Source organism: Rhizobium oryziradicis (assembly GCF_001939045.1).
In the GTDB taxonomy this organism is placed as follows: domain Bacteria; phylum Pseudomonadota; class Alphaproteobacteria; order Rhizobiales; family Rhizobiaceae; genus Allorhizobium; species Allorhizobium oryziradicis.
The window spans coordinates 91,341-116,075 of the sequence record NZ_MKIM01000022.1; the positions used below are offsets into that span (position 1 = coordinate 91,341).

At 54.9% G+C, this 24,735-nt stretch carries 23 protein-coding genes; 13 read left to right on the forward strand and 10 right to left on the reverse strand.

What is annotated here, in order from left to right; all coding sequences use genetic code 11:
- Positions 1-35 precede the first annotated feature (35 nt).
- The gene (locus tag BJF95_RS04250; RefSeq protein WP_075638220.1) at positions 36-737 is read right to left on the reverse strand and encodes an HAD family hydrolase; all 702 of its coding nucleotides are present in this window, start codon (positions 735-737) and stop codon (positions 36-38) included.
- 30 nt (positions 738-767) lie between these two features.
- Positions 768-1,523 carry a hypothetical protein gene (locus tag BJF95_RS04255; protein WP_075638221.1) on the reverse strand — a complete coding sequence of 252 codons (756 nt, stop codon included), beginning with the start codon at positions 1,521-1,523 and terminating at the stop codon, positions 768-770.
- A 123-nt stretch (positions 1,524-1,646) separates the two neighbouring features.
- Here BJF95_RS04255 and hisS point away from each other — a divergent pair, with 123 nt between their 5' ends.
- The 4 genes from hisS to hisG all read left to right on the forward strand — a co-directional run bounded on the left by hisS (position 1,647) and on the right by hisG (position 5,493).
- Positions 1,647-3,260, forward strand: coding sequence for a histidine--tRNA ligase (gene hisS, locus BJF95_RS04260; RefSeq protein ID WP_075638222.1), 1,614 nt, complete (start codon positions 1,647-1,649; stop codon positions 3,258-3,260).
- A 10-nt stretch (positions 3,261-3,270) separates the two neighbouring features.
- The gene (locus BJF95_RS04265) at positions 3,271-3,516 is read left to right on the forward strand and encodes a hypothetical protein (protein WP_139317402.1); all 246 of its coding nucleotides are present in this window, start codon (positions 3,271-3,273) and stop codon (positions 3,514-3,516) included.
- A gap of 166 nt (positions 3,517-3,682) precedes the next feature.
- Positions 3,683-4,801 carry an ATP phosphoribosyltransferase regulatory subunit gene (locus tag BJF95_RS04270; protein WP_075638224.1) on the forward strand — a complete coding sequence of 373 codons (1,119 nt, stop codon included), beginning with the start codon at positions 3,683-3,685 and terminating at the stop codon, positions 4,799-4,801.
- Positions 4,801-5,493: an ATP phosphoribosyltransferase gene (hisG, locus tag BJF95_RS04275; RefSeq protein ID WP_075638225.1), complete on the forward strand. Its 693-nt coding sequence runs from the start codon at positions 4,801-4,803 to the stop codon at positions 5,491-5,493. Before BJF95_RS04270 ends, hisG begins: the two co-directional genes overlap by 1 nt.
- A gap of 71 nt (positions 5,494-5,564) precedes the next feature.
- Here the strand turns inward: hisG and BJF95_RS04280 are convergent, their stop codons facing one another.
- From BJF95_RS04280 to BJF95_RS04300, 5 genes are all read right to left on the reverse strand, one after another.
- Positions 5,565-6,011 carry a DoxX family protein gene (locus BJF95_RS04280; RefSeq protein WP_075638226.1) on the reverse strand — a complete coding sequence of 149 codons (447 nt, stop codon included), beginning with the start codon at positions 6,009-6,011 and terminating at the stop codon, positions 5,565-5,567.
- Positions 6,012-6,136: 125 nt separating this feature from the next.
- On the reverse strand, positions 6,137-6,580 hold the full coding sequence (locus BJF95_RS04285; protein ID WP_075638227.1) for a hypothetical protein: 444 nt from the start codon (positions 6,578-6,580) through the stop codon (positions 6,137-6,139).
- Between the two features lie 70 nt (positions 6,581-6,650).
- Entirely contained in the window at positions 6,651-7,955 is a 1,305-nt protein-coding gene (gene glcF / locus BJF95_RS04290; RefSeq protein WP_075638228.1) for a glycolate oxidase subunit GlcF, read from the reverse strand.
- A gap of 3 nt (positions 7,956-7,958) precedes the next feature.
- Entirely contained in the window at positions 7,959-9,173 is a 1,215-nt protein-coding gene (locus BJF95_RS04295) for an FAD-binding protein (RefSeq protein WP_075638385.1), read from the reverse strand.
- Positions 9,174-9,184: 11 nt separating this feature from the next.
- Positions 9,185-10,615: an FAD-linked oxidase C-terminal domain-containing protein gene (locus BJF95_RS04300; RefSeq protein WP_075638229.1), complete on the reverse strand. Its 1,431-nt coding sequence runs from the start codon at positions 10,613-10,615 to the stop codon at positions 9,185-9,187.
- A 133-nt stretch (positions 10,616-10,748) separates the two neighbouring features.
- On the opposite strand from BJF95_RS04300, the gene BJF95_RS04305 reads away from it, so the two are divergent.
- The gene (locus BJF95_RS04305; RefSeq protein ID WP_075638230.1) at positions 10,749-11,645 is read left to right on the forward strand and encodes a LysR family transcriptional regulator; all 897 of its coding nucleotides are present in this window, start codon (positions 10,749-10,751) and stop codon (positions 11,643-11,645) included.
- 6 nt (positions 11,646-11,651) lie between these two features.
- On the opposite strand, the gene BJF95_RS04310 is transcribed toward BJF95_RS04305, so the two are convergent.
- Entirely contained in the window at positions 11,652-13,061 is a 1,410-nt protein-coding gene (locus tag BJF95_RS04310) for a DUF6880 family protein (RefSeq protein WP_075638231.1), read from the reverse strand.
- A gap of 541 nt (positions 13,062-13,602) precedes the next feature.
- Here BJF95_RS04310 and BJF95_RS04315 point away from each other — a divergent pair.
- From BJF95_RS04315 to BJF95_RS04335, 5 genes are all read left to right on the forward strand, one after another.
- A complete protein-coding gene (locus tag BJF95_RS04315; RefSeq protein ID WP_175577195.1) occupies positions 13,603-14,112 on the forward strand; it encodes an NUDIX hydrolase in 510 nt (169 codons plus the stop codon).
- A 192-nt stretch (positions 14,113-14,304) separates the two neighbouring features.
- The gene (locus BJF95_RS04320) at positions 14,305-15,810 is read left to right on the forward strand and encodes an inorganic phosphate transporter (RefSeq protein WP_075638232.1); all 1,506 of its coding nucleotides are present in this window, start codon (positions 14,305-14,307) and stop codon (positions 15,808-15,810) included.
- Between the two features lie 31 nt (positions 15,811-15,841).
- On the forward strand, positions 15,842-16,579 hold the full coding sequence (locus BJF95_RS04325) for a 16S rRNA (uracil(1498)-N(3))-methyltransferase (protein ID WP_075638233.1): 738 nt from the start codon (positions 15,842-15,844) through the stop codon (positions 16,577-16,579).
- Between the two features lie 315 nt (positions 16,580-16,894).
- The gene (locus BJF95_RS04330) at positions 16,895-18,268 is read left to right on the forward strand and encodes a glutamate--cysteine ligase (RefSeq protein ID WP_075638234.1); all 1,374 of its coding nucleotides are present in this window, start codon (positions 16,895-16,897) and stop codon (positions 18,266-18,268) included.
- Between the two features lie 238 nt (positions 18,269-18,506).
- Positions 18,507-19,391 carry a DUF937 domain-containing protein gene (locus BJF95_RS04335; protein WP_075638235.1) on the forward strand — a complete coding sequence of 295 codons (885 nt, stop codon included), beginning with the start codon at positions 18,507-18,509 and terminating at the stop codon, positions 19,389-19,391.
- 159 nt (positions 19,392-19,550) lie between these two features.
- On the opposite strand, the gene BJF95_RS04340 is transcribed toward BJF95_RS04335, so the two are convergent.
- Positions 19,551-19,844: a DUF1127 domain-containing protein gene (locus BJF95_RS04340; RefSeq protein WP_245297229.1), complete on the reverse strand. Its 294-nt coding sequence runs from the start codon at positions 19,842-19,844 to the stop codon at positions 19,551-19,553.
- A gap of 204 nt (positions 19,845-20,048) precedes the next feature.
- Between BJF95_RS04340 and BJF95_RS04345 the strand changes: the two genes are divergently transcribed.
- Complete coding sequence (locus BJF95_RS04345; protein WP_075638237.1) at positions 20,049-21,002, forward strand: LysR substrate-binding domain-containing protein; 954 nt, start codon at positions 20,049-20,051, stop codon at positions 21,000-21,002.
- 62 nt (positions 21,003-21,064) lie between these two features.
- Here the strand turns inward: BJF95_RS04345 and BJF95_RS04350 are convergent, their stop codons facing one another.
- A complete protein-coding gene (locus BJF95_RS04350) occupies positions 21,065-21,718 on the reverse strand; it encodes a TetR family transcriptional regulator (protein WP_083638688.1) in 654 nt (217 codons plus the stop codon).
- 448 nt (positions 21,719-22,166) lie between these two features.
- Here BJF95_RS04350 and guaB point away from each other — a divergent pair, with 448 nt between their 5' ends.
- Positions 22,167-23,657, forward strand: a complete 1,491-nt coding sequence (guaB, locus tag BJF95_RS04355) for an IMP dehydrogenase (RefSeq protein WP_075638239.1) — start codon at positions 22,167-22,169, stop codon at positions 23,655-23,657.
- Between the two features lie 100 nt (positions 23,658-23,757).
- Positions 23,758-24,633 carry a dienelactone hydrolase family protein gene (locus BJF95_RS04360; protein WP_075638240.1) on the forward strand — a complete coding sequence of 292 codons (876 nt, stop codon included), beginning with the start codon at positions 23,758-23,760 and terminating at the stop codon, positions 24,631-24,633.
- The last annotated feature ends 102 nt before the right edge of the window (positions 24,634-24,735 follow it).

Here is a 24,735-nt window from a genome sequence, read left to right on the forward strand (position 1 = left end):
TACAGCAAAGCGTTATCGACACAAGTGCTGCCACCCTACTCAATCGAAGCAATTAACTCTGGCAGATCTTTTATCTCTGCAAGCTCCCGAAATCTCGGCGCTTCTATAGGCTTTTCAACGTGTTCCAGCACCCATGTCAGCTCGTGGGGAACGAACACGCCCCAAGCCCCCACCGCCAAGGCCGGAACAATATCAGATTTCAGCGAATTGCCGACCATCATGGCGCGTTCCGGTTCATCGCCGTGCTTACAAAAAATCCGGCGATAGGTGGTGGCGTTTTTATCAGAGACAATCTCAACAGCATCAAAAAAATCGCCAAGACCAGATTGCGCCAGCTTACGCTCCTGATCAAACAAATCACCTTTGGTGATCAGGGCCAGAAAATAGCGTCCTGCCAAGGCTTCCAGCACATCGCCAACGCCCGGAAGCGTCTCCACCGGATGGCTTAAAAGATCACGGCCAATGGCGAGAATGTCGCCAATCACCTTACCGGAGGCGCGTCCTTCGGTAATATCCAGCGCCGTCTCGATCATCGAGAGGGTGAAGCCTTTGATGCCAAAACCGTAATAGGCGAGATTGCGCTTTTCCGCCTCCAGCAAACGATCCGAAATCATCGCAGGCTCGGCATAATCGATCAGCAGTGCACGAAAATGCTCTTCGGTCAGCCGATAGTAATGTTCGTTTTGCCAAAGCGTGTCATCGGCATCAAGACCGATGGTGGTAAGCGCACGGGTCATTGTTTCATCCTGTATTCTGAGCGTGCCAGTCTATCGCGCAATCACCTTATGGACAATTCGGTAATCCTTGCTCTCTTCGCCCAAAGGCACCACCGGCCAATCCCATTGCGCGAAAGAGGCTGGCGGGGCAAGACCGGCCAGCAGATCAGTGCGCTCATGCACATTTCCGGTGCGATCAATCACCTCAAACGCGACATCGGTCACAAGACAGGTTTTGGCAGGCACATGGGCCAAGCCATCCAGATGCGCCCCGATCAATTGTGCTATGCAGCTTTCCGCCATTGTGCCTGATCGCTCCTCAGCCAGCCGCTTTTTTACACCCATGCCGATTTGCGACAGAAGGTTGGCCGAGACCACCAGATCAAGATAGGGCACAGTGCGCAAAAAACCGAGCGGCTCCGGCGGTTTACCGGCCTTCAAATCATCATAGCCGGAAAGATCACGCTCAACGAATGTCACGTTGTTCAAGCGTTTCGCCCTGACCCAGAGGCGCACGCTAGCCACATGCACCAGATCAACCAAGACGACGGTGTCAAAGGCGCGCGACAACTCGACAATCGGCACATCGCGCAGCAGGCCGGAGCCAAGCACCACAGCGGTGCGCCGAGGCGAAATCGACGCCGCCGCTTGCAAGATAGCACCCTTGGTTTTGGCCTCATGCTCGGCCCAGTCTTTCGCACAGCGGCCCGCGCGCGACCATAAGTTCACCGAATAGCGGATGGAAGGTCGGTTTTCCGCCGTCGTGACCCACCATGTGGCAGCATATTGCAGGGCTTCCAGGATCATTTTATCGCCGTACCATGTGTTGCCCGCCGGAACCAGTCTACGGTCTTGCCGCTGATGCTGTGATCCACTATGACAACCGGAAAATAGTCATCAGATACTCCTATCAGACATGCGGTGCCGATTATGAGCGAAAAAACCAAGAAGCCACAGAAACTGAAAGCCCGCCTGCCCCGCGGTTTTGTGGATCGTGAGGCTCATGACATTCGCGCCGTCAACGAGATGACTTCGAAAATCCGCGAAGTCTATGAGCGCTACGGCTTTGATCCGGTGGAAACACCGCTGTTTGAATATACCGATGCGCTGGGCAAATTCCTGCCCGACAGCGACCGCCCCAATGAAGGCGTGTTTTCGCTGCAGGACGATGACGACCAGTGGATGAGCCTGCGCTACGACCTCACCGCCCCGCTTGCCCGCCATGTGGCCGAGAATTTCAACGAGATCCAGCTGCCTTACCGCACCTATCGAGCGGGCTATGTGTTTCGCAATGAAAAGCCAGGCCCAGGCCGTTTTCGCCAGTTCATGCAGTTTGACGCCGATAGCGTTGGCGCACCCGGCGTGCAGGCCGATGGCGAAATGTGCATGATGATGGCGGATACGCTGGAAGCACTTGGCATCAAGCGTGGCGATTACGTGATCCGGGTGAACAACCGCAAGGTTCTGGATGGCGTGATGGAAGCCATCGGGCTGGGTGGCGATGAAAACAATGGTCGCCGCCTCAATGTTTTGCGCGCCATTGATAAGCTGGATAAGTTTGGCGTCGAGGGCGTTAAGCTTCTGCTGGGTGAAGGCCGTAAGGATGAGAGCGGTGACTTCACCAAGGGTGCAGGTTTAAATGCAGAGCAGATTGAGAAGCTGACGCGTTACATCTCGATTACCGCAAGCGGAACCACGCATGGCCTGCCGGTAAAGGATTCTGGTCGCGATGTGTCTGACATGCAGACGTATAAGATCGGAGACGTGGAGTACTATACGGATAATTCAGAAACGACCAACGGGCTTAGGGCAATCGCAGGTGATAATTCAACTGCGATCCAAGGAATTTCAGAGTTGCAAACAATTGCCGCGCTTATTGATGCCGCAGGATACGGATCTAAGCGCATCAAAATCGACCCTTCCGTTGTCCGTGGCCTCGAATACTACACCGGCCCCGTCTACGAAGCCGAATTGACCTTCGACGTCACCAATGAAAAGGGCGAAAAGGTCGTGTTTGGCTCGGTTGGCGGTGGTGGTCGTTATGATGGCCTCGTGTCGCGTTTCATGGGCCAGCCTGTTCCTGCCACCGGCTTTTCCATCGGCGTATCGCGCCTCATGACGGCGTTGAAAAACCTTGGCAAACTGGGTGCGGACGAGGTGATTGCGCCGGTTCTGGTCACGGTGATGGATGGCGATGTGGAGAGCATGGGCCGCTATCAGCGCTTTACCCAAGCGCTTCGCAATGAGGGCATTCGCGCTGAAATGTATCAGGGCAATTGGAAGAAATTCGGCAATCAGCTGAAATATGCCGATCGGCGCGGATCACCGATTGCCATCATTCAAGGCGGCGATGAGCGTGAACAGGGCGTGGTTCAGATCAAGGATCTGATTGAGGGCAAGCGTCTGTCGGGCGAAATCACCGATAATACCGAGTGGCGCGAAGCCCGCGTGGCGCAAATTATGGTTCCTGAAGCAGAGCTTGTGGCCAAGGTGAAAGAGATTTTGGCAGCACAGGCAGAAGACCGGGCACGGCTGAAACTTTAAGGAGGCTTGTGTGGAAGACAGTGCTCCCATTTCCACCACCCAGTGGAATGAGATGAAAAAGCTGGAAGCCAGTTGGTTTGACCGGCTTTCCACTGTCTGCATCACAGTTGGGGTGGCGGCACCCATTGCCGCCAGCACATTTGCGGCCCAAAATGATCACAACGTGCCAGTTGTTGGCCTGCTGTTCTGGATTTTTTCATCCGTTGTGTTACATATATTGGCAAGGTTCTCTATTTTGGAGATGAAGCAGCCATGACTTTTGAACAGATATATACAGTTATGCCTATTGGCTTGTTTGTTCTGGCAAGCGGACTGCTCGCCTATAAAAAATGGCAGCATAGCCAGACCCATCATTGACATAGCCGTCAAAGGGTGGTGTTCGGATTATCCCGAATACTTACGTAAACCAACCGGGATAATTCATGCCACTGATCAATATGCCGGAGTTTACCGGTTCTCTTCTTGCCGATTTCACTGCCCGTGGTGCGCCGCGCGTGGATACCCCGGTTATACAGCCAGCCGAGCCGTTCCTGGATATGGCGGGCGAAGACCTGCGCAGACGGATTTTCCTGACCGAGAGTGAGACCGGCGAAAGCCTGTGCCTGCGGCCGGAATTTACCATTCCCGTCTGCCTCAGCCATATTGAAACCGCAACCGGCACGCCAAAGCGCTATAGTTACTTGGGCGAGGTGTTTCGCCAGCGCCGCGATGGCAGCAATGAGTTTTATCAGGCAGGCATTGAAGACTTAGGCGAAACCGCAACCGCGAGCGCCGATGCCCGCGCCATCAATGATGCCGTTGGCATTTTGGCCACGCTTTTGCCCGGCCGCACCCTATCCGTCATGGTTGGCGATCAGGCGGTGTTTGAAGCGGTGGTGAAAACGCTGGGCCTGCCGTCTGGTTGGCAAAAGCGGTTGATTCAGGCCTTTGGCGATAGCCAGCATCTCGATCAACTCTTGCACAAACTGGCAAGCCCGCAGATTGCGTCGGGTCTGGATGCGACCTCGCAAGCGCTGATCACGGCGGGCGATGAGGCCGGGTTGATTGCCTATATCGACCAGACCATGCAGGACACGGGCTATTCCACCAACGCCAGCCGCAGCCCGCGCGAAATTGCCGCCCGGCTGAAGGAAAAGCTTTCGCTTTCTGAAACCCGGCTGGATGAAAAAGCCCTCACCGTTTTGCGCGATTTTCTGGCGCTGGAATTGCCATTGAGTGATGCCGCAAAGGCTTTGACCGATTTTGCCTCCGCTGCCGGGCTCAACCTTGGCAGCGCGCTTGGCCAATTTGAAGAGCGCATTGCGGCCATGGCGCAGCTTGGTCTGGATATATCGCGCATCACCTATCGCGCTGCCTTTGGCCGCCCGCTGGATTATTATACCGGCCTGGTGTTTGAGGTGTCGCAGCTTGACCAAACGGCTGTTCTGGCCGGTGGTGGACGGTTTGACCGGCTGCTCACACTGTTGGGCGCAAAAGATACCATTCCCGCCGTTGGCTTTTCGCTGTGGCTGGATCGCATTGAACTGGCGAGGTCACGCTGATGACAATTACCATCGGATTGCCCTCCAAGGGCCGCATGAAAGAAGATTCCTCGGCAATTTTCGAGCGTGCCGGTTTGAAAATCACCGCTGTCGGCAATGATCGCTCCTATCGCGGACGAGTTGAGGGCGAGGATATTGAAATCGCCTTTTTATCGGCCTCTGAAATTTCGCGCGAAATTGGCAATGGCACCGTCGACTTTGGTGTGACCGGCGAAGACCTTATTCGTGAAGGCTTGGCCGACGCCGATGCTAAGGTGGAAATTGCCGCCCGTCTTGGCTTTGGCCATGCCGATGTGGTGGTGGCCGTGCCGCAAATCTGGCTGGATGTGGACAGCATGGCCGATCTTGGCGATGTGGCGGCTGATTTTCGTGCCCGCCATGGCCGCCGTCTGGCCATTGCAACCAAATATTGGCGCATGACCCAGCAGTTTTTCTCGCGCCAGCATGGCATTCAGCTCTACCGCATTGTCGAAAGCTTGGGCGCAACGGAAGGCGCACCAGCGGCGGGCCAGGCAGATATTATTGTCGATATTACCTCGACAGGCTCGACCTTGACTGCCAATCATTTGAAAGTGCTCAATGATGGGGTGATCCTGCGCTCTGAAGCGTGTTTGGTGCGGGCGCGAAAGGTAGAGCATCAGGGCAACCCGCTGGTGGCCAAAATCATCGGTGCCGTGCGCGAGATTTTGTAAGCAAAGCAACAGAAATAAAAAGCCCGCTGAACCGGTGTTCAGCGGGCTTTTTTTGATCTTCAGCTTGTCAATTATGCAGCTGCATAGGCTTTGGTGGTGCGCGCATCCACCGAATAGGCACCGGCACCCGTTGCTGCGAGCAGGATATAGGCACCAGCCAGTGTGAAATTCTTCATCATCATAATGCCGTTCAGCGTGTTGATCCAGCCAAGCGCTGCATCAGGCCAGCCGGGAACAACAACTGTGCCGCTGTGAAAAACAGCGCCGGTGAAGACACAAAACAGCGCCAGCGCTACACCAACAATCTTGACTTGAAAGCCAACGAGAACGCAAAGGCCTGTGACCAGCTCAAACAAACCAGCAAGGTAAGCAAGGGCTGTAGCGGCAGGAAGGCCAGCGCCGGTGATCATTCCCGCCGTGCCGGCTGGGTCGGTCAGCTTGCCAAAGCCGGAGAGAATGAAAATGAAGGAGAGAAGAATTCTGGCAACCAGAAGAACCGTACTGTTAACATTCGACATGTGAAGCTCCTGAAAGGTGAATGCCGTATGAAGCGGCGTTGACGCTTTTCTCTCACACTTCAATTGTCTCCGATAGATAGACTAAAATAGACGTATTGTTCAATATATGTGAACGTCGCTGATCATCACAATCTGGCGCAGCTTACTTTTCCGACGCGAGTCACTGAAGATGATGGATCATTCTCTCCCAACGGCCGCACCACAATTTTATAATTTCCAAGGAAATGATTGATGTCTCCTTTTTCCTGCTTGGTATCCAGCGTCAACTCCACATGTGTCGCTGTGGTGTTCACGCCGGATTCCGATGATGTTTCAATCATCATGCTTGTGTCATCACGCCGAGATTGAACAACGTCATCCTCACCAATTTTGAGGATACCTTCCAGCGTTTTACCCTGGCCTGGTTTGAAAACGACAATGCCGCGCAATGTCTTGAGAGGCCAGTCTGGACCTTCCTCAAACCCGCCCTCGACCGAGAGCTTCAATTGAGCATCGTCAACAGCACAGTAATATCGATCCATTGCATAAGATGTCTCAGCCGACGCCATCAACATGATGAACGGCAGCACTCTGTATTTCACCACGACCTGTCCTTTCGCGCCACACCAACACCAAGGCACGAATTATAAATACACGCGCTTAGGAAAGCCTTAACTTTGACGGTTGCTCACCGCCAAAAGCCCAATCGAGCAGCTCAACACTGTGCACCACGGGGATCTCCGTGCCAGAGCCAATCTGCGTCATGCAGCCGATATTGCCTGCTGCAATCACATCCGGCCGCACAGCTTCAATATTGCGCAATTTGCGGGCCTTTAGCTGGTCAGCAATATCCGATTGGAGAATATTATAAGTGCCTGCCGAGCCACAACATAAATGCCCTTCTACTGGCTCGCGCACGGTGAAGCCTGCCTTTTTCAACAGCATTTTCGGAGCCATGGTGACCTTTTGTCCATGCTGCAAAGAACAGGCCGAATGATAAGCCACGGTCATGCCTCTGTCCGGCTGCTGGGGCAAATCCAGCGTGGCCAGATATTCGGTGACATCCTTGGCTAGCCTTGAGATTTTGGCGGCTTTTTCGCCGTAAGCTGCATCAAGCCGCAGCATGTGACCATAGTCTTTAATGGTGGTGCCGCAGCCGGATGTGGTGATGATAATCGCATCCAGACCGTGCTGCTCAACCTCACGCATCCACACATCAACATTGTTGCGGGCAGAGGCTTTCGCCTCCTGCTCACGGCCCATGTGGTGCACCAGCGAGCCGCAACAGCCCTCGCCTTTTGGCACCACCACCTCAACCCCCAGCCGTGTCAACAGCCGGATGGTGGCCGCGTTGATGCCGGGATCCAGCACCGATTGCGCGCAGCCGGTCAACAAAGCAACGCGCCCGCGTTTTTCATTTCTGGCCGCATGCGTGCCGGGATTGGAGAGCGTGGATGGATAAGGCACCTGTTTTGGGGCCAGTTTCAACATGGCCGCCAAGGGCTTGAGCGCCGCTATTTTCTCCATCATCGGCACAAAAGGCGCACCAAACCGGGCAAGCGTGAGCGCCACCCGCATCCGTCCGGGATAGGGCAAAACCCTCGCCAGCATCGCCCGTGTTATCCGCGTCATCAGCGGCCTTTGATAGGTTTTCTCAATATGGTTGCGGGCATGGTCCACCAGATGCATGTAATCCACCCCAGAGGGGCAAGTGGTGGTGCAGGCAAGGCAAGACAGACAGCGATCGACATGGGTGACGATTTCCTCATCCGCCGCCCGACCATTTTCCAGCATGTCCTTGATCAGATAAATCCGCCCGCGCGGACTATCCAGCTCGTTGCCGAGCGTCACATAGGTGGGACAGGTGGCCGTGCAAAAACCACAGTGCACGCATTTGCGCACAATGCTTTCGGCCTCCGCAACATTGGCATCCGCAAGCTGGGTGGGGGTGAAATTGGTTTGCATGGATCAAACTCTCCCGGCTCGGTGCGCATCAACGCCTGTCATAAAACCCGGATTGAAAATGGCGTGAGGATCAAATTGTACAGCAATGCGTTGCGAAAGGGCCGCAACCGCAGCGGGTTGCGGCTCAAAGGCCTGCACTTTGTAGCCGCCTGCGCGTATCAAGGTGGCATGGCCACCGCCCAGCGCTTTGATGCCGGCACGGATCATCTCGGCCTCTGGCTCGCCTTCCATCTGCATCCACACAAGACCACCCTGCCAATCATAGAAAGCATCAATGCCCGCCTGAAGGCGCAAGCCTGCCACGAGTTGATGCCCAGCGGTGGGTGCCACCGACACCCGCCACAGCGGCTTATGCAGCGATTCCGTATAGGGCTGAACGTTGCGGATCTCTTGCCAGAGCGTGGCGCTCGCGTTCCCATCCAGCACCGAGATAGGGCCAAGCCTTGCCATGACGGCTTGTAATTTTCGTGAGCGCTCTACAACCGAAGCTGCCAATCCTTCGAGCCTGAGCACCGTTGCAGAGCCCGCTGGCAAAGCGCCCGCCAACATGCGTGGCGCAACCAGATCCGGCAGGTGGGCCGCCCCCGTCACCTCCACCGGCATGGCCATGGCCACCGCCATGGCGCGGGCGGCAGTTGCGTCATCCAGACCAGAAAGCACGATGGTTTCTGTCACACGGGGACGCGGAAGAACCTTGAAAGTCACTTCGGTGATAAAGCCAAGTGTGCCATAGGAGCCTGCCAAAAGCTTGACCAGATCAAGCCCCGTGACATTTTTCATCACCCGGCCGCCCGCCTTGATCGCCTCGCCTTTGCCATTGATAAAGCGAATACCCAGCAAATGATCGCGCGCCGCACCCGCCACAAACCGGCGCGACCCAGAAGCGTTGACGGCAAAAGCACCGCCGATGGTTGGCTCGCCCTGTGTGCCCATCATGAGACGGTGGTCCGTGGGCTCAAACGCCATAGACTGCCCATGGGCTGCAATGGACGCCTCGATTTCAGCAACCGGCGTGCCAGCTTTGGCGCTCAGCACCATTTCCGCAGCATTATAGGCCGTGATGCCCGAGAGCAGCCTTGACGATAGCACTGCCTCAGAGAGAACGGCATTGCCAAAGCCTGCGCGTGTTCCATTTCCCTTAATAGTCAGGCGCGTGCCATTGTTTGCCGCATTGGCAACAATCTCAGCCGCCTCGGCTTCAGACTGGGGCGTGAGCATGATCCGATTGGTCATGAGCGGCCCTCCAGCGGAAAGACCTTGGACGGGTTGAGCAACCAATCTGCATCAAATGCGGCGCGTGCTGCCATCTGCTGGGCCAGATCGGCCTTTGAAAACTGGTGGCACATCAAATCCCGCTTTTCGATGCCCACGCCATGCTCGCCGGTCAGGCAGCCGCCAGCGTCCACGCAGAGTTTCAAGATCTCCATGCCAGCCGCCTCGGCACGCGCGGCATCTTCCGGGTCGTTGATATTATAGAGGATCAGTGGATGCATATTGCCGTCGCCTGCGTGAAACACATTGGCAACCCGCAAGCCATAACTGTCTGTGATTTCCGATGTTTTCTTCAGCACATAGGCCAATTGGCTCAGCGGCACCGTGCCATCCATACAGATATAATCGGCAATGCGGCCCGTGGCTCCGAAGGCCGATTTGCGGCCTTTCCAGATCAAGGCCGCCTCGGTGGCCGATTGGCTTTCCCGCACGGTTTTCACACCATGAGCGCGGGCGATTTCGCAGATGTCGGCCAGCATGGCGTCCATTTCCGCTTCCGACCCCTCGACCTCGACAATCAGCAAAGCCTCGGCATCCATGGGATAGCCCGCTTTGGCAAAAGCCTCGCAAATGGCAATGGCCTCGCGGTCCATAAACTCGATCGCCACCGGCACAATACCCGCACCAATGATATCCGCCACGCAATTGCCAGCCGATTCGGCACTGTCAAAGCCAAACAGCACCGGCCTTGCCCCTTCGGGCTTGGCCAGCAGGCGCACTGTCGCCTCCGTGACAATGCCGAGCTGCCCTTCAGAGCCGCAAATCAGACCCAACAGATCATAGCCTGCGCTATCCAGCGCCTTGCCGCCCAGTTCAATCACGGTGCCATCCACCAGCACCATTTTCACACCCAGCAGATTGTTGGTGGTCACACCATATTTCAGGCAATGCGCGCCGCCGGAATTCATGCCGATGTTGCCGCCAATGGTGCAGGCCAATTGCGAACTGGGATCGGGGGCATAGAAAAAGCCCTCATGGCTCACCGCATCCGAGATGGAAAGATTGGTGACGCCCGCCTGCACGGTGGCGGTACGGTTCATGAAATCGATGTCGAGTATTGTGCTCATGGCAGAAAGGCCGAGAATGACCGCATCCTCCTGGCCAATCGCCCCCCCCGAAAGCGAGGTGCCCGCCCCGCGCGGCACCACCGGAATTTGATAGCGATGGCAATATTTCATCACGGCGGCCACTTGCGCGGTGGTTTCCGGCAGGGCAACACAGAGCGGCATGCGGCGATAGGCCACAAACCCATCGGTTTCAAAGGGCACCAATTGAGTCTTGCGATGAATCAGCCGCTCTTTTGGCAAGAGATCGGCCAAATCAGCAACAATTTGATCTCGCCGATCCAAGATCTTCTGATCGGGTGCCAGAAATGAAATGGCCTCCATCCTATCGCTCCTCCCTCTGCATTGGCTAAGAGTCTTTCGCCAATACCAACTGGTATCAGCGCAAGACAGGTGCCCGCAAGCGCTGTTTTGTGCTAGTCATTTATGACAAAATGAGCAAAAGTGGACATGATTGATGACAAACCTTGGTGATCTTGATGTTTTCAGCCGGGTGATTGCGCTGGGCAGCATGTCGCTGGCAGCCAGAGACATGGGGCTTTCTCCAGCCGTGGTCTCCAAACGGATCAAGCGGCTGGAAGAGCGCCTCGGCACAAGGCTGTTGCAGCGCACGACCCGCCAGATCTCGCTGACAGAAGCAGGCCAAGGCTATTATGAGCGGGTGATCGGTGTTCTGGCCGGGCTGGAAGAGGCGGAAGCCTTTGCCGCTGGCCGCGCTTCGCACGTGTCGGGCAGTTTGAAAATATCGGCCCCAACATCCTTTGGCCGCATGCATATTGCCCCGCATCTCAAAGCCTTCATGCAGGCGCATCCGCAGCTGTCATTGCAATTGATGCTCAGCGACGAATTCACCGATATCGTCGGTGGTGGCTATGACATGGCCATCCGCATCAATGATCCCACGGATTCGTCGCTGGTGGCCAAAAAGCTGGCAACGGTGCGCCGGTTGCTCTGCGCCAGTCCCGATTATCTCACGGAGCATGGCACACCGCAAAGCCTCGACGATCTCAAACACCACCAGTGCATCCCCGCGCACAACAATGAGAGCTGGCGCTTGGTTGGCCCCCAAGGCCCTATCAATTACCGGCCGGATGGCATGCTGATTACCAATTCATCCGAAGTCATTCGCGAAGCCGTTCTGGCAGGGCTGGGCATTGCCCTTCGCTCCACCTGGGATGTGGGTGCCGAATTGAAAAGCGGGCGTTTGATACAGGTTCTGCCCGCCTACGAAGGCTCACGCCATCTGTCTTTGTCTGCTGTCTATCCCAGTCGTCAGTTTTTACCGGCCAAGATCCGCCTATTTATTGATTATCTCGCAGCCCTCTATGGGCCGGTGCCCTATTGGGAGCGGTGAAAAACTCTAGCGAAGCTCATGCGGCACCAGCATCCAGAACGAATATTTTCGTGCATGTTTGCTGCGCAACCCTTGCATGAATTGCACATGGCTTGGCAGCGAGGTCTCAGCCGAAATCCGAGACGACATCTCTTCCAACCCCGCTAGACACCGAGCCGCAAATTCATAGGCGGGCGACAGATTGCGGTTGAGAATATCGTTTAGCAATGCGCGATCAAGCACGGTTGCCGCAATCGGATAATCGTCACGCAAAGCCAAAGACACATCCGAGAGCATTTCATAATAACGACCATCCCATTCTTTTGCGTGGTCGATAATATATTGCGCGGCCAGATCAAGCTTTGGCCATTGCACCAAAAACAGCAAAGCTTTGTTGATGTTCTTATCTGCCAGCACCAGCGCGATCGCCTTGTCCATCTCATCGAACTCGGCAAAATCATCGAGTTTTGAGAGATATTGACGCAGCATATCAACATCGAAACTCTCACAAAAAATATCCCAGCGCAGCTTTTGCGCTTCATCGCGCCGCTTGAGCCGGTCGAGAATCTCGGTCTCCAGCAGTTTTCGCTCACGCGCACCATATTCGGGCCCGGCAGCGGCACGAATACCGCCGACATATACCATATGCATGCCCTTGGGCTTGCGCCTCGCCCAAATCAAAGCGTCTTCAAACTGCCCGGCATCAAACAAAAGTTGCGCCATTTGCAGAGAGTTTTGAAACATCTCTGGCTTGAGGTCTTCCAGAGCGCTCATTCTTTTGAAATCACCCTGCTTTTGCGCCAGAAGCTGCAAAAGCCCAAGGGCCGATGGATAGGTTCGGTTTTTCGCAGGCACTTTTTGCAAAAATGCCTTCCAGTCCTCTGCGGCCTCAACGCTCAGCCCGGTCATCAGCCGGGTAAAAAAGTCATCCTGCTCACTTGAGAGATCAGCACTGCGCATTTTTTCAATCGTCGGCACAAGGGCAATCTGCTGTGCGGGGTCCAAGTCCGAGACCAGCGACACCGCAGCCTCATTGGCCTGATCAAAGAACTTTTCCAGCTTCACACTGCGATCATAGAGCCGATGGAGCAATAAGAGTTGCATTGCCACCAGCCGCAACATTCGCTCAGAGGCTGCCAAGCGGTCTACACTGCCCAGTTCGGCATGGATGGTGCGCACCATACCGCTCAACTCCACAGCCATGTCCCGGGATTTGGCAGCCGTAATGCGGGATGTCGATTTTTCGATCTGGTCCAGGCGCTTGTCGAGCATGGCGCAGATTTTTGCAGAGCCGCCTTCGCCAGCAATGGCTGCCTGCAACCGTATCTTCAATGGCTTGTTGGCAGCGGCTTCTTCCAGCAAAATCTCTGCCAATTTCTCAGCGCCGAGACTGGACAGCCCTTTCTTGTCAAATTTGACAACCGCCTTCTTTGCCATCCCATTCTCCCTCAAATGCCCGTGAAGCCTGTCAGCATGCCTGTTTCGGGCCTTTTAAAGCGAAATTCCCACAAAGCCCAAAGAAAACAGAGAGGATGCACCGGAAAACTGAGATAACGATCACGAAACCTTGATAGATGAAACGTCTAAATTCGTGTGTGAGCCAATTTTTAACGTGAATTTTTTGCAAATTAGTATATCGGATCAAAATGTGCCACACCCTCGGCGCACTGCTTGCAGCATGTGACGCCCGGTGTTCGCACAGAGGCTGCCAACATTACAGCGCCGTGCGCCATATATGGTGCACAAAGGACGCTGTAACACTTTTAATCTACTGCATAATTTTCGCCTTAAATCGATGCCGATTTAAGGCGAAAATTATGCAGTAAAATCCAGGCCAAACCATCGGTTGACATCATAAGATTCAGCCTGGCTGGCTCTTCAACAAACGTCAAACATTGGCGTCAACAACCAAGAATCCGCGCGCTATTTGTGCAAGGATTGGTTATATTATGATTCTTGAAAGTAGGAGATTTGTTTTTTGGCCGTGCTGAACCGTATCTTGTCCGAATTGGAATTAATGTTCCGGCGACCGCCGAAGCAGCAATTCGGCGCGATATGCTATCGGCCAGTCTCTGACGGCAACAGCTCTGATATTGAGGTATTGCTGATCACCAGCCGCGACACGGGCCGTTGGGTCATTCCAAAAGGCTGGCCCATGGGCTCAAAAAAATCCCACGCGGTGGCAGAACGCGAGGCTTACGAGGAAGCTGGCGTCAAAGGCAGAGCTGAAAAGGACTGTTTCGGCTCCTTCAGCTATGACAAAGCCATGCCCGGGGGCTTGAAAGTGCCTTGCGAGGTCAAGGTCTATCTGCTGCGCGTCAACGAGTTGCTGGAGAATTATCCGGAAAAAGGCACCCGTACCTTGGAATGGGTCAGCTGCGAAGAGGCCGCCGATCGGGTCCGAGAGCCACAATTGAAACGTTTGTTCCATTTGCTGTCGCTTTCGCGTAAACGAAATGCAGCCAAAGCTGGTCAAGCCACTCTCTGAATCGCGCCTTTTTGTTATCATCAGCCGCGCGGCACAAAGTGTTACCAGCCACGGCGACAGCGCTTTGCGGTTTTAATCGTCGAAGGCGGTGTTGCATCCCACCTGCTGTATAATTCGTCTCTGGATCGCACAGGGTTCAGGATATTATGCGGCACACTTCCTGCATTATTTCAACGAGCCATTTTCTCCAGCATGAACAATCCGACCCCAAAACGCGCCCAAAAGACGCTCGATAAAGACCTGGACCGCCTGACCTTTCTGGAGCAGGCAGGCCAACAGGTGAGCCGAAAGATTGCGCCTCTTGGCGTCGCTCTTATCTTTCTGATTGTCGCGGGCATCCTCGGTCTCGGCTTTACTCAGAACCATGCGCAGGCGGGCATTGTCGTCGCAGCCTCGGCGCTGGCCGCCTATATGGCCATGAACATTGGTGCCAATGACGTGACCAACAATGTTGGTGCCGCCGTGGGTGCGAGAGCCATATCCATGCGCTGGGCCTTGGTAATGGCGGCAGCCTTTGAAGTCGCAGGTGCCTTTATTGCTGGCGGGCGTGTTACCACCACCATTGCCACCGGCATTGTCTCGCCGGCTTATCTACCAGAGCCGCAGATTTTCATCGGAATCATGATGGCAGCACTGCTGGCCGCAGCCCTTTGGATCAATGTTGCGACGTGGCTGAATGCGCCCATTTCGACAACCCACTCGATTGTCGGAGGGGTGCTTGGGGCAGCAGCAGCCGCCGTTGGCTCCTCGGCCATCAATTGGCAGGTGATCATCAATATAACCTTGGGCTGGATGATCTCTCCCATCCTTGGCGCATTGATTGCTGCAGGGATTCTCTATCTGATCTACGAATTTATCGTGTATCGTCCCAATAAGATTGAGGCTGCAAAGCGCTGGGTGCCGGTGCTGAATGGCCTGATGATGGGCTGTTTCACCTGTTATTTGAGCGTGAAAGCCGTCGGTCAAGGATTTAGCGCCGTCTCCCATTCTGCAATTTTGCTGGGACTCGCAACGGGCTGTGCAGCCTGGCTTGGCAGCATGCCGCTGTTGTCGCGCCAGGCGGAAGGGCTGGAAAATCGCAATCAATCATTGCGCAAATTGTTTCGTTTGCCGTTGATCGGTTCTGCCGCTTTGCTGTCCTTTGCCCATGGTGCCAATGACGTCTCCAATGCCATTGGACCGCTCACCGGCATTATTCACACCATTCGCCAGACCGATGTGCAAAATGTGGCCTCTGTTCCCTTCTGGGTATTGGTCATTGGTGCATTTGGCATTTCCATTGGTCTCTTGTTGTTTGGCCCGCGCCTGATCAAGCTTGTGGGCAGCAAGATCACCAAGCTGAATCCGATGCGTGCCTATTGTGTTTCCATGTCGTCGGCCGTCACGGTGATTACCGCATCATCGCTGGGCCTGCCGGTCAGCTCCACCCATATTGCCATTGGCGCAGTGTTTGGCGTTGGATTTTTTCGTGAGTGGTATAACAACAATTCGCGCCGTCGGATGGAGTATCTGCACATGAAATCCTCCGAATGGCAGGTGAAAAAGCCCAAAGCCGTCAATGTTGATGAGCAAAAGCGCCGCCGTCTGGTGCGCCGCTCCCATATTTTGACCATCATGGGCGCATGGGCCGTAACGCTGCCGGTTTCAGCCGGGCTTGCAGCCATGGTGTATCGCGCTATGTTCGCGCTGATTGGCTGAACGCAAGACGACAAGAGAATGAGGCATTGCCATGCGGGCAAATTATCGGATGCAGAGATTGCACGTACACGCAGACCTGAGCCAAAACACTGCCATTGAAACCACACCGGAGCAGTTTAACTATCTTGCCAATGTGTTGCGCATGGCAGATGGCACAAGCGTGCTGTTGTTTAACGGCCGCGATGGCGAGTGGCAGGCAAGCCTAACCTTTCCGACCCGCAAGCGCATTCTACTCACTCCCCTTGAGCAAGCCCGCCCACAACCAGAACCAAGCGACCTTGTGTTTCTGTTTGCTCCGCTCAAGGTCGGGCGCATGGATTATCTGGTGCAAAAAGCGGTGGAAATGGGTGCAGGCACCTTGCAGCCGGTGATGACCCAGCATGTTCAAGGCAAGATTGGCAGTTTGGAACGCCTGCAAGCCAATGCGCTGGAAGCGGCAGAGCAATGCGGCATTCTGGCCCTGCCGGAGGTCCGCGCACCTGTGAAACTCAAAGATCTGCTGGAGCGCTGGTCGCCAGAACGGAGAATTATTTTTTGTGATGAAGACAGCGCGACCAACAATCCGATGATGATCTTGCAAGCAATTGCAGAAAAGCAATTGGCACTGCTGGTCGGCCCCGAGGGTGGGTTTTCCGATGAAGAGCGTGCCCTGCTGCGCTCGCTTGCTTTTGTCACCGCCATTCCGCTTGGACCCCGCATTTTGCGCGCCGATACGGCAGCCGTGGCCGCGCTTGCCGTTGTGCAGGCATCTGCGGGTGACTGGAAATAAGGGTGATACAACGCCTAGACCTTTGTTCAATAAAACTGAACGCCAAAATCGCAAAATTTGCTTGCGCAACAGCCGGATTCCGCCCTATCACCCAGACCGGATTGCCGTATCTAGAGTTTGTCAGGGAAAAGTGGAACCCGGTTTTCCCGATGAGACAAATTCAAACAAAGACGTTTAGAGACTGTCTGGTTCAATCTGAACCTGACAGACTCTAATGCGTTGCAAAACACAAAACCCGCTGCACGCGCCACTGTGAGACGCACAGATCGCCGCAATTGCGCAGTGAACCGAAATAGACAAAATAAGGTCGTCTCCATGGCCCGTGATACCACTGATGACACACCTTTGACCTCTGTTGAGGAACTGGCCGATTATATGGCACAGGGTGCAAAGCCAAAATCGGCCTTTCGCCTGGGCACCGAGCATGAAAAATTCGGGTTTTTCATGGCCGATCACACTCCGGTTCCCTATTTCGGTGAGGCCAGCATCCATGCGCTTTTGACCGGCATGCAGGAAAAGCTGGGCTGGGAGCCGATCATGGATGGCCCCAACATCATCGGGCTTGCAGGCGGCAGCGGTGAAGGCGCGATTTCAATCGAGCCGGGTGGGCAGTTCGAGCTTTCGGGGGCGGCCCTTGAAACCCTGCACGAAACCGAGGCTGAGACTGCGCATCATCTCAACGTCTTGCAACAGATTGCCGAACCCATGGGCATTCGTTTTCTGGGCATGGGCGGCAGCCCGCTGTGGAGCCTTGCGCAGACACCCAAAATGCCCAAATCCCGCTATGAGATCATGACCCGCTACATGCCAAGAGTTGGCAAAAACGGGCTCGACATGATGTATCGCAGCTCGACCATTCAGGTTAATCTCGACTTCTCCTCTGAAGCCGACATGCGCGTAAAAATGCGCGTCTCCACCAAGCTGCAATCCATCGCCACCGCGCTGTTTGCCGCATCGCCCTTCACCGAGGGCAAGCCAAACGGCATGCAATCCTGGCGTGGCGAGATCTGGCGCGATACCGACAATGGCCGTGCCGGGCTTTTGCCGTTTGTGTTCCAGCCTGATTTTACATTTGTCGATTACGCCACATGGGCTTTGGATGTGCCGATGTATTTCGTGGTGCGCGATGGCCGTTATCACGACTGTACCCACGTCACCTTCCGACAGTTCATGAATGGCGCACTCAAGGGTGAGATTGCCCAATGGCAGCCCACACTGGGCGACTGGACCAACCATCTCGGCACTCTTTTCCCCGATGTGCGTCTCAAGCGCTTTCTGGAAATGCGCGGTGCGGACTGCGGCCCGAAAAGCCATATCAGCGCATTGTCAGCCTTCTGGGTTGGTTTGCTCTATGATGAGCAGGCCCTGGCGGCCACAGACGCACTGACCGCAGACTGGGATCTGCAATCCGTTACAGCCTTGCGTGATGCCGTTCCAACCGAAGGGTTGAACGCAAAAATCAAGGGTCATACTGCCTTGGATATCGTGCGGGAGGCGTTGAAAATTTCAAGGGCTGGCCTGAAAGCGCGGGCGCGCCTGAATGCTGCAGGGCAGGACGAATCGCTCTATCTCGATCCGCTCGATACCATTGCGCAAACCGGCTGCACCGTTGCGCAAGCCATGCTGGAAAGCTACGAGCATCAATGGAACAAATCGGTCGATCCGGTGTTTTCCGCCTACCAATATTGATCACACGCTCCGGTTTTGTCAGGTATATGACCCATATTTATGAGAAACCCCTGCTATAACGGGAAAAAGCCATTTGCAGGCGCATTTTTCCCGTTATACTGTTCGATGGCGACACTATGCGCCTGATAGAATGGGCACTGGTCGGTGCAACATAACCGCTTTATGCATCACCCACCTCAGGCTTCTATCGCTTTCAGGTGTTTTGTAAAAAGCCTGTGCGCGAGGGGAATGAACGCTGATGATGACACTGTTTGAAATGATGCTGAGAGCACAAAACGGGGCGGCCATGGACTCGATGGCCAAACAATTTGGCCTGGCGCAAGAGCAGGTCGCGCAGGCGTTGGCCGCGTTGACCCCGGCTTTTTCTTCCGGATTAAAGCGCACCGCCACAAACCCCTACGATTTATCAGGGCTGTTTTCAGCCATATCGTCCGGCAATTACGGACAATATTTTGAAGACCTCAGCAAAGCCTTCACGCCACAGGGCGTGGCTGACGGCAATGAGGTGTTGCAACAATTGTTTGGCTCGAAAGAGGTTTCAAAGGCCATTGCCGCGCAGGCAGCACAAGTTACAGGCATTGGTCAGGACATTCTCAAAAGCATGCTGCCCACCATGGCCGACACCATCATGGGCGGATTGATGAAGCAGGGCCTGGGCCAAATGGGGGCAAACACCAATCCATTTACGGTCACGCCCATTGCGCCGATGGTTCAGCAATGGCTGGAGGCAACAGGCTTTGCGCCGAAGCCTGCGCCAAAACCATCCGCCGATCCCTTTGACAATCCATTCATCAATGCCTGGAAAGACATGATGGGATTAGCACAGGCAAAGCCTGCGCCAAAGCCACAAGCCAGCGCAAATCCGTTTTTAGACAATCCTTACACCAAAGCCTGGCAGGATATGCTCAACACCTCTTTTGGCACCACACCTGAGGCACAAGCCGCAGCGGAGCCTGAGCCAGAGGCAAAAAAAACCGTATCCGATATGATCAACACCATGTTTGATAGCGGCTTGGAAGTTCAAAAGAACTACCAAAAGAGCATGGAAAAAATCTTCGATACCTACACAATCGATAGCAAAACGGAATCAACAGTCGAGAAAGCCGATAAGAGCGAAGCCTGATATAAAAAGGCCCGGCAACAGGCGGCTGTTACCGGGCAAAAGCAGGGATTATTGGCATAACTCCCTGCGGGGATTTGAAACATTCCAGCGTCGGCCCGAGGCGGGGAACCGGTTTTCGGAAATAACCGATGCGAAAACAAAAGACGTCGCAATGCGACATTATCCGAGAGAAAGCTCCGAGCCAGACCGTCTCGCCTTCGCATGGCGCGCCAGCGTGATGGATGGGTCTGCCATATAGGCACCGCTGCCCAAGGCATGTTTGACATCTGAGCGGGTCAGGCCAAGGTCATTCAGCAGATAATCATCCATCTCTGCAAGCCGCATGGCCGCTTGGCGATTGCTCCAGATACGAACGACCGCCTTGACCTGCTGTGCATACTTGCGAAGGATGGCTCCAAAAGCCATGCCAACATCGGCAAATGTACGGTGGGTCATTTCAAAGGTCGTGCGCATGGTCATCATCCTTTTGCGTTTGGCACGAGAAAAGCCGCCAGCCTGAACAATCAGACGTACAGCGATGGGGAAAGCGTTGAGGGGAAGGCCATGAGCGGCCAGACCGATTGATCGTTTACAAGGGGAGAAATGCCAAATTTTTATTGATCAGTCCAACGAATGTTTCTAATGATAATCATCAATCCTTCTGATGGAATGTGAACCATGTCCGCGCCCCTTGATATTGACCAGCTCCAGACATTCGTCGCCATTATTGACACCGGCAGCTTTACCAAAGCCGCAGCGCGGGTCTTTAAGACACAATCTGCCGTATCCATGCAGATGCGCAGGCTGGAAGAGCGCATTGGCAAACAATTGTTCATCAAGGACGGGCGGGGAAACCGGCTTTCTGCGGAAGGCGACAAGCTGCTGAATTATGCGCGACGCATTATTCGTCTCAATAGCGAAGCCATGGCGGCCTTTGACGACAACCGGCTGGAAGGCACATTGCGCATTGGCACGCCAGACGATTACGCCGACAGGTATATGCCGGAAATCATTGGCCGCTTTGCCAAGACCCATCCCAATGTCGAGCTTTATATTGTTTGCGAACCCTCTGTCAGCCTTGCTGAAAAAATGGGGCGCGGCGAGTTGGATATTGCCCTTGTCACCCACAATCCCGTGGCGCGGCACTCCGATGTGGTGCGCACCGAGCCCCTTTGCTGGGTTGGCTCTGCCAATCACGCTCTCAAGGAAGGCGCGCCCGTGCCGCTTGCTGTGGGCAGGCGGGATTGCAACTGGCGCCAGCTTGCCTGCTCGGCGCTGGATGCGGATGGACGGGACTATCAAGTGCTGTTCACCAGTTGGTCTTCCACCGTGGTTGCCGCCGCTGTTCTGGCAGGACTTGCAGTTTCGATCATGCCCGAGTCGGCGCTTCGCGGCGGCATGAAAGTGCTGACGCAGGCCGATGGCTTCCCGCCCCTGCCGCCGGTGCAAATCGGCATCATGAAACGCCCCGGCCTCTCGCCATCCCTGATGAACGCCATCAGCGATCACATCGCTGCATGCCTGGACAACATGACGCCCACCCCCCACGAAGATGATCTGGATACGGATGCAAAAAGCTTCGGCCGTCAGTTTCCGCGCTTACGACCAGGACATATGATTCCTGGGTGGTAAGATCGGCAACAATTGGCACAAATGCTGATGTAGCCGAGACCATGCTAGCCTCGGTCGTCGCTTCATTCTTTGGAGGCTGACTTGGCTGGCGACAGAACGATGTCGCAGACCAGCTTTTTCCATTCATCCAGCAGTGCCCCTGCCCGCTCATTGCCATCGGCCAGACACCGGAGCACAGAGCCGGTGAGCAGCGAGGCGAGCACAAAACGGTCGCGCTCACAGGCACTTTCGCGTTCACCAACAAATGGTCCCAGCACATTGAAGGCAAACGCGCCCAAATCCTCATGGGCTTGGTATTGCAACTGTGCCAAATCGGGATCAACAGAGGTTGCCATCCATAATTCTCGGCATAGCGGATTATGAAGGTGAATCTGTGCTCCATCCTCGATCAAATCAATGACTCTGGCGCGCGCGTCGGCTTCGCTGCGTACATCCTTTAATCTGGCTTTAATACCTTGCATGACCGCCTTGAGACGGAGGTCCAAAATGGCCTTGAGAATGGCGGCTTTTTCCGGGAAGAATTGATAGACAGAACCAACGGGCACGCCAGCATGGGCAGCAATGTCCGTCATCTTCATCTGTGCAACACCATGCGCAACGATAAGTGTTTCAGCTGACTCCAATATCGTTTCAAAGCGCTTGATACTACGCTTCTGCTTTGGTTGTTTGCGCGGGTTAATTCGCGACTCTTCGTTGGGCAGCTTCATAGCCGTCATTGTCCCGTCATAGACTTGCAGGATTCGCTCCACATCATGTGGAACACAACAAACGGCTCTAACGGAAGGGCGTTCAGTTTTGATTAATGCGAAGTAGTAAACTCATTGAAAAAGCCATGGGGTAACACGTCCCACTTTGGCTCAAACCGTTTCAATTCAAAACAAAACCATGCAATTTTAAGAGAAAGCGCTGCAAAAGTTATACACAGCCTGACCATCGATTTCGTTGAGACGTATGATCATGATCAGCACATCCGCCACTTGCGGAGCAAACGCGCAAGCGGTGTTGCGATTTTTGCGATCTTGCACAACTGTTTCTTTTGCTATTCCCTTCTTGTCATGAACGTGTTACCAGCCCTCGCCAACTTCCAAGCATTTCATGCAGAAGCAAACCGGTGGATCAATCGTCTCCCGGTGGACTCTGTCTATTCACACGAAGGAAATTGGCATGGCACGCATCGTAATATCGGCAACCGGCGCAGAAGCGCTTACTTTTGACGATGTCCTCTTGCAGCCCGGGCATTCTGAAGTGATGCCAGGACAGACAAATATCTCCACCCGCATCGCCAAGGATATCGAGCTGTCTCTGCCGATTCTGTCTTCTGCGATGGATACGGTAACGGAAAGCCGTTTGGCGATCGCCATGGCACAGTCCGGCGGTCTTGGCGTTATCCACCGCAACCTGACCCCGATCGAACAGGCCGAGGAGGTTCGTCAGGTCAAGAAGTTCGAAAGCGGCATGGTGATCAACCCCGTGACCATCAATCCTGAAGCCACACTGGCTGAAGCGCTGTCACTGATGAAAACGCACCGCATCTCCGGCATTCCTGTGGTGGAAAATGGCAGCCGTCCGGGCCGTCTGGTTGGCATTTTGACCAATCGTGATGTGCGCTTCGCCTCCGACCATTCCCAGAAAATCAGCGACTTGATGACCAAAGACAATCTCATCACGGTCAAAGACGGTGTTGATCAGCAAGAGGCCAAGCGCCTGTTGCACACCAATCGCATTGAAAAGCTGCTGGTGGTCGACAATGACGGTCGTTGCGTTGGTCTGATCACCGTCAAGGACATTGAAAAGACCCAGCTGAACCCGCATGCTGCCAAGGATGCACAAGGCCGCCTTCGCGCCGCGGCCGCCATTTCGACTGGTGAAGATGGCATTGAGCGCGCAGAACGTCTGATTGATGCAGGCGTGGACGTGATTGTGGTAGACACCGCCCATGGCCATTCCCAGCGCGTTCTGGATGCCGTGACAGCCGTTAAAAAGCTTTCCGGTAATGTGCGCGTCATTGCGGGCAATGTCGCGACGGGTGCAGGCACCCTCGCCCTGATTGATGCAGGCGCAGACGGCATCAAGGTCGGTATTGGCCCTGGCTCCATTTGCACCACCCGCATTGTTGCCGGCGTGGGCGTGCCACAGCTGGCCGCCATCATGGCAGCGGTGGAAGAAGCCAACAAGCACGGCATCCCGGTGATTGCCGATGGCGGCGTGAAATTCTCCGGCGATTTGGCCAAGGCCATTGCCGCAGGTGCCTCTGCCGTCATGGTTGGCTCGCTTTTGGCTGGCACAGATGAAAGCCCAGGCGAAGTGTTCCTCTATCAGGGACGCTCCTTCAAGGCCTATCGCGGCATGGGGTCTGTCGGTGCCATGGCGCGCGGCTCTGCGGATCGCTACTTCCAGGCCGAAGTGCGCGACACCTTGAAATTGGTGCCAGAAGGCATTGAAGGTCAGGTGCCGTATAAAGGTCCGGTGTCTGCCGTGCTGCATCAATTGGCTGGCGGCCTCAAAGCGGCCATGGGCTATGTTGGCGGCAAGGACATTCTCGACTTTCAGGAAAAGGCCACCTTTGTGCGCATTTCCGGTGCAGGTCTTCGTGAAAGCCATCCGCATGGTGTGACCATTACCCGCGAAAGCCCGAACTACCCCGGCGCGGCATAATATCCATCTGTCACAGCACCGTGAAAAATAAAAACCCGGATCGACATTGTCTGCCGATCCGGGTTTTCTATGTCTTCTTCAAACAACGAGGAGGAAGACCATGGATAAGCAGAACATCACGCAGGCCATGATTGATGCCTATGATGAGTATACGCATCTTACCCTCGACCGCAGAGGGTTCATGGAAAAACTCAGCAAGCTGGCAGGCTCCGGTGCTGCTGCTGCCGCCATTATGCCCATGCTGGCCGCCAGCAAGGCGAGTGCTGCGCTGACCGCCGACAATGATGAGCGCCTGAAAATCAAAATGGTGACCTATCCTGGCGCGGGCGGCACCATGAAGGGCTATCTGGTGATACCGAAAGCGGCCAGCAATCCCTTGCCGGGGGTGATTGTCATCCATGAAAACCGTGGCCTGAACCCGCATATCGAGGATGTCGCAAGGCGTCTGGCATTGGAGGGTTTTGTGGCCCTTGCCCCCGATTTTCTCTCACCGCTGGGCGGCACGCCTGAGAATGAAGATGCGGCCCGCGAGATGTTTCCCAAACTGGATATGGCGACGACGATCAAAAATGCTGAAGCCAGCCGGGCATACTTAAGCGCGCTGAAATACACCAATGGCAAGATCGGGGCCGTTGGCTTCTGCTGGGGTGGCGGCCTGGTCAATCAATTGGCCGTGGCCTCGCCCAAACTGGGGGCTGGCGTTGCCTATTATGGTATGCAGCCCAAGGCCGAACAGGTGGCCAGCATCAAGTCACCGCTGATGTTGCATTATGCCGGACTGGATGAGCGCATCAATGCTGGCATTGATGCCTATAAGGCTGCTTTGGAAGCCAATAGTCAAAAGCCTGAAATTTTCATCTATGCGGGCGTCAATCACGCTTTCAACAATGATACATCGGCTGCGCGCTATAACAAAGAAGCGGCGGATCTTGCCTGGTCCCGCACACTGGGCTTTCTCAAAAAACATCTGGATTGAGCAATTGTCGAACAGTTGACTTCAATCAAAAGGGAACGCCGCATCATCCGTTAGATTCACTCCAAGGCCCCTGCGAGGATCACCACGCAGGGTAGAGCATCG

Coding starts and splice junctions, on each gene's coding strand:
- BJF95_RS04250 (WP_075638220.1), bottom strand. CDS start 737: ATGACCCGTGCGCTTACCACCATCGGTCTTGATGCCGATGACACGCTT.
- BJF95_RS04255 (WP_075638221.1), bottom strand. CDS start 1,523: ATGATCCTGGAAGCCCTGCAATATGCTGCCACATGGTGGGTCACGACG.
- hisS (WP_075638222.1), top strand. CDS start 1,647: ATGAGCGAAAAAACCAAGAAGCCACAGAAACTGAAAGCCCGCCTGCCC.
- BJF95_RS04270 (WP_075638224.1), top strand. CDS start 3,683: ATGCCACTGATCAATATGCCGGAGTTTACCGGTTCTCTTCTTGCCGAT.
- hisG (WP_075638225.1), top strand. CDS start 4,801: ATGACAATTACCATCGGATTGCCCTCCAAGGGCCGCATGAAAGAAGAT.
- BJF95_RS04280 (WP_075638226.1), bottom strand. CDS start 6,011: ATGTCGAATGTTAACAGTACGGTTCTTCTGGTTGCCAGAATTCTTCTC.
- glcF (WP_075638228.1), bottom strand. CDS start 7,955: ATGCAAACCAATTTCACCCCCACCCAGCTTGCGGATGCCAATGTTGCG.
- BJF95_RS04295 (WP_075638385.1), bottom strand. CDS start 9,173: ATGCTCACGCCCCAGTCTGAAGCCGAGGCGGCTGAGATTGTTGCCAAT.
- BJF95_RS04300 (WP_075638229.1), bottom strand. CDS start 10,615: ATGGAGGCCATTTCATTTCTGGCACCCGATCAGAAGATCTTGGATCGG.
- BJF95_RS04305 (WP_075638230.1), top strand. CDS start 10,749: ATGACAAACCTTGGTGATCTTGATGTTTTCAGCCGGGTGATTGCGCTG.
- BJF95_RS04310 (WP_075638231.1), bottom strand. CDS start 13,061: ATGGCAAAGAAGGCGGTTGTCAAATTTGACAAGAAAGGGCTGTCCAGT.
- BJF95_RS04320 (WP_075638232.1), top strand. CDS start 14,305: ATGAACAATCCGACCCCAAAACGCGCCCAAAAGACGCTCGATAAAGAC.
- BJF95_RS04325 (WP_075638233.1), top strand. CDS start 15,842: ATGCGGGCAAATTATCGGATGCAGAGATTGCACGTACACGCAGACCTG.
- BJF95_RS04330 (WP_075638234.1), top strand. CDS start 16,895: ATGGCCCGTGATACCACTGATGACACACCTTTGACCTCTGTTGAGGAA.
- BJF95_RS04335 (WP_075638235.1), top strand. CDS start 18,507: ATGATGACACTGTTTGAAATGATGCTGAGAGCACAAAACGGGGCGGCC.
- BJF95_RS04340 (WP_245297229.1), bottom strand. CDS start 19,844: ATGCGCACGACCTTTGAAATGACCCACCGTACATTTGCCGATGTTGGC.
- BJF95_RS04345 (WP_075638237.1), top strand. CDS start 20,049: ATGTCCGCGCCCCTTGATATTGACCAGCTCCAGACATTCGTCGCCATT.
- BJF95_RS04350 (WP_083638688.1), bottom strand. CDS start 21,718: ATGACGGCTATGAAGCTGCCCAACGAAGAGTCGCGAATTAACCCGCGC.
- guaB (WP_075638239.1), top strand. CDS start 22,167: ATGGCACGCATCGTAATATCGGCAACCGGCGCAGAAGCGCTTACTTTT.
- BJF95_RS04360 (WP_075638240.1), top strand. CDS start 23,758: ATGGATAAGCAGAACATCACGCAGGCCATGATTGATGCCTATGATGAG.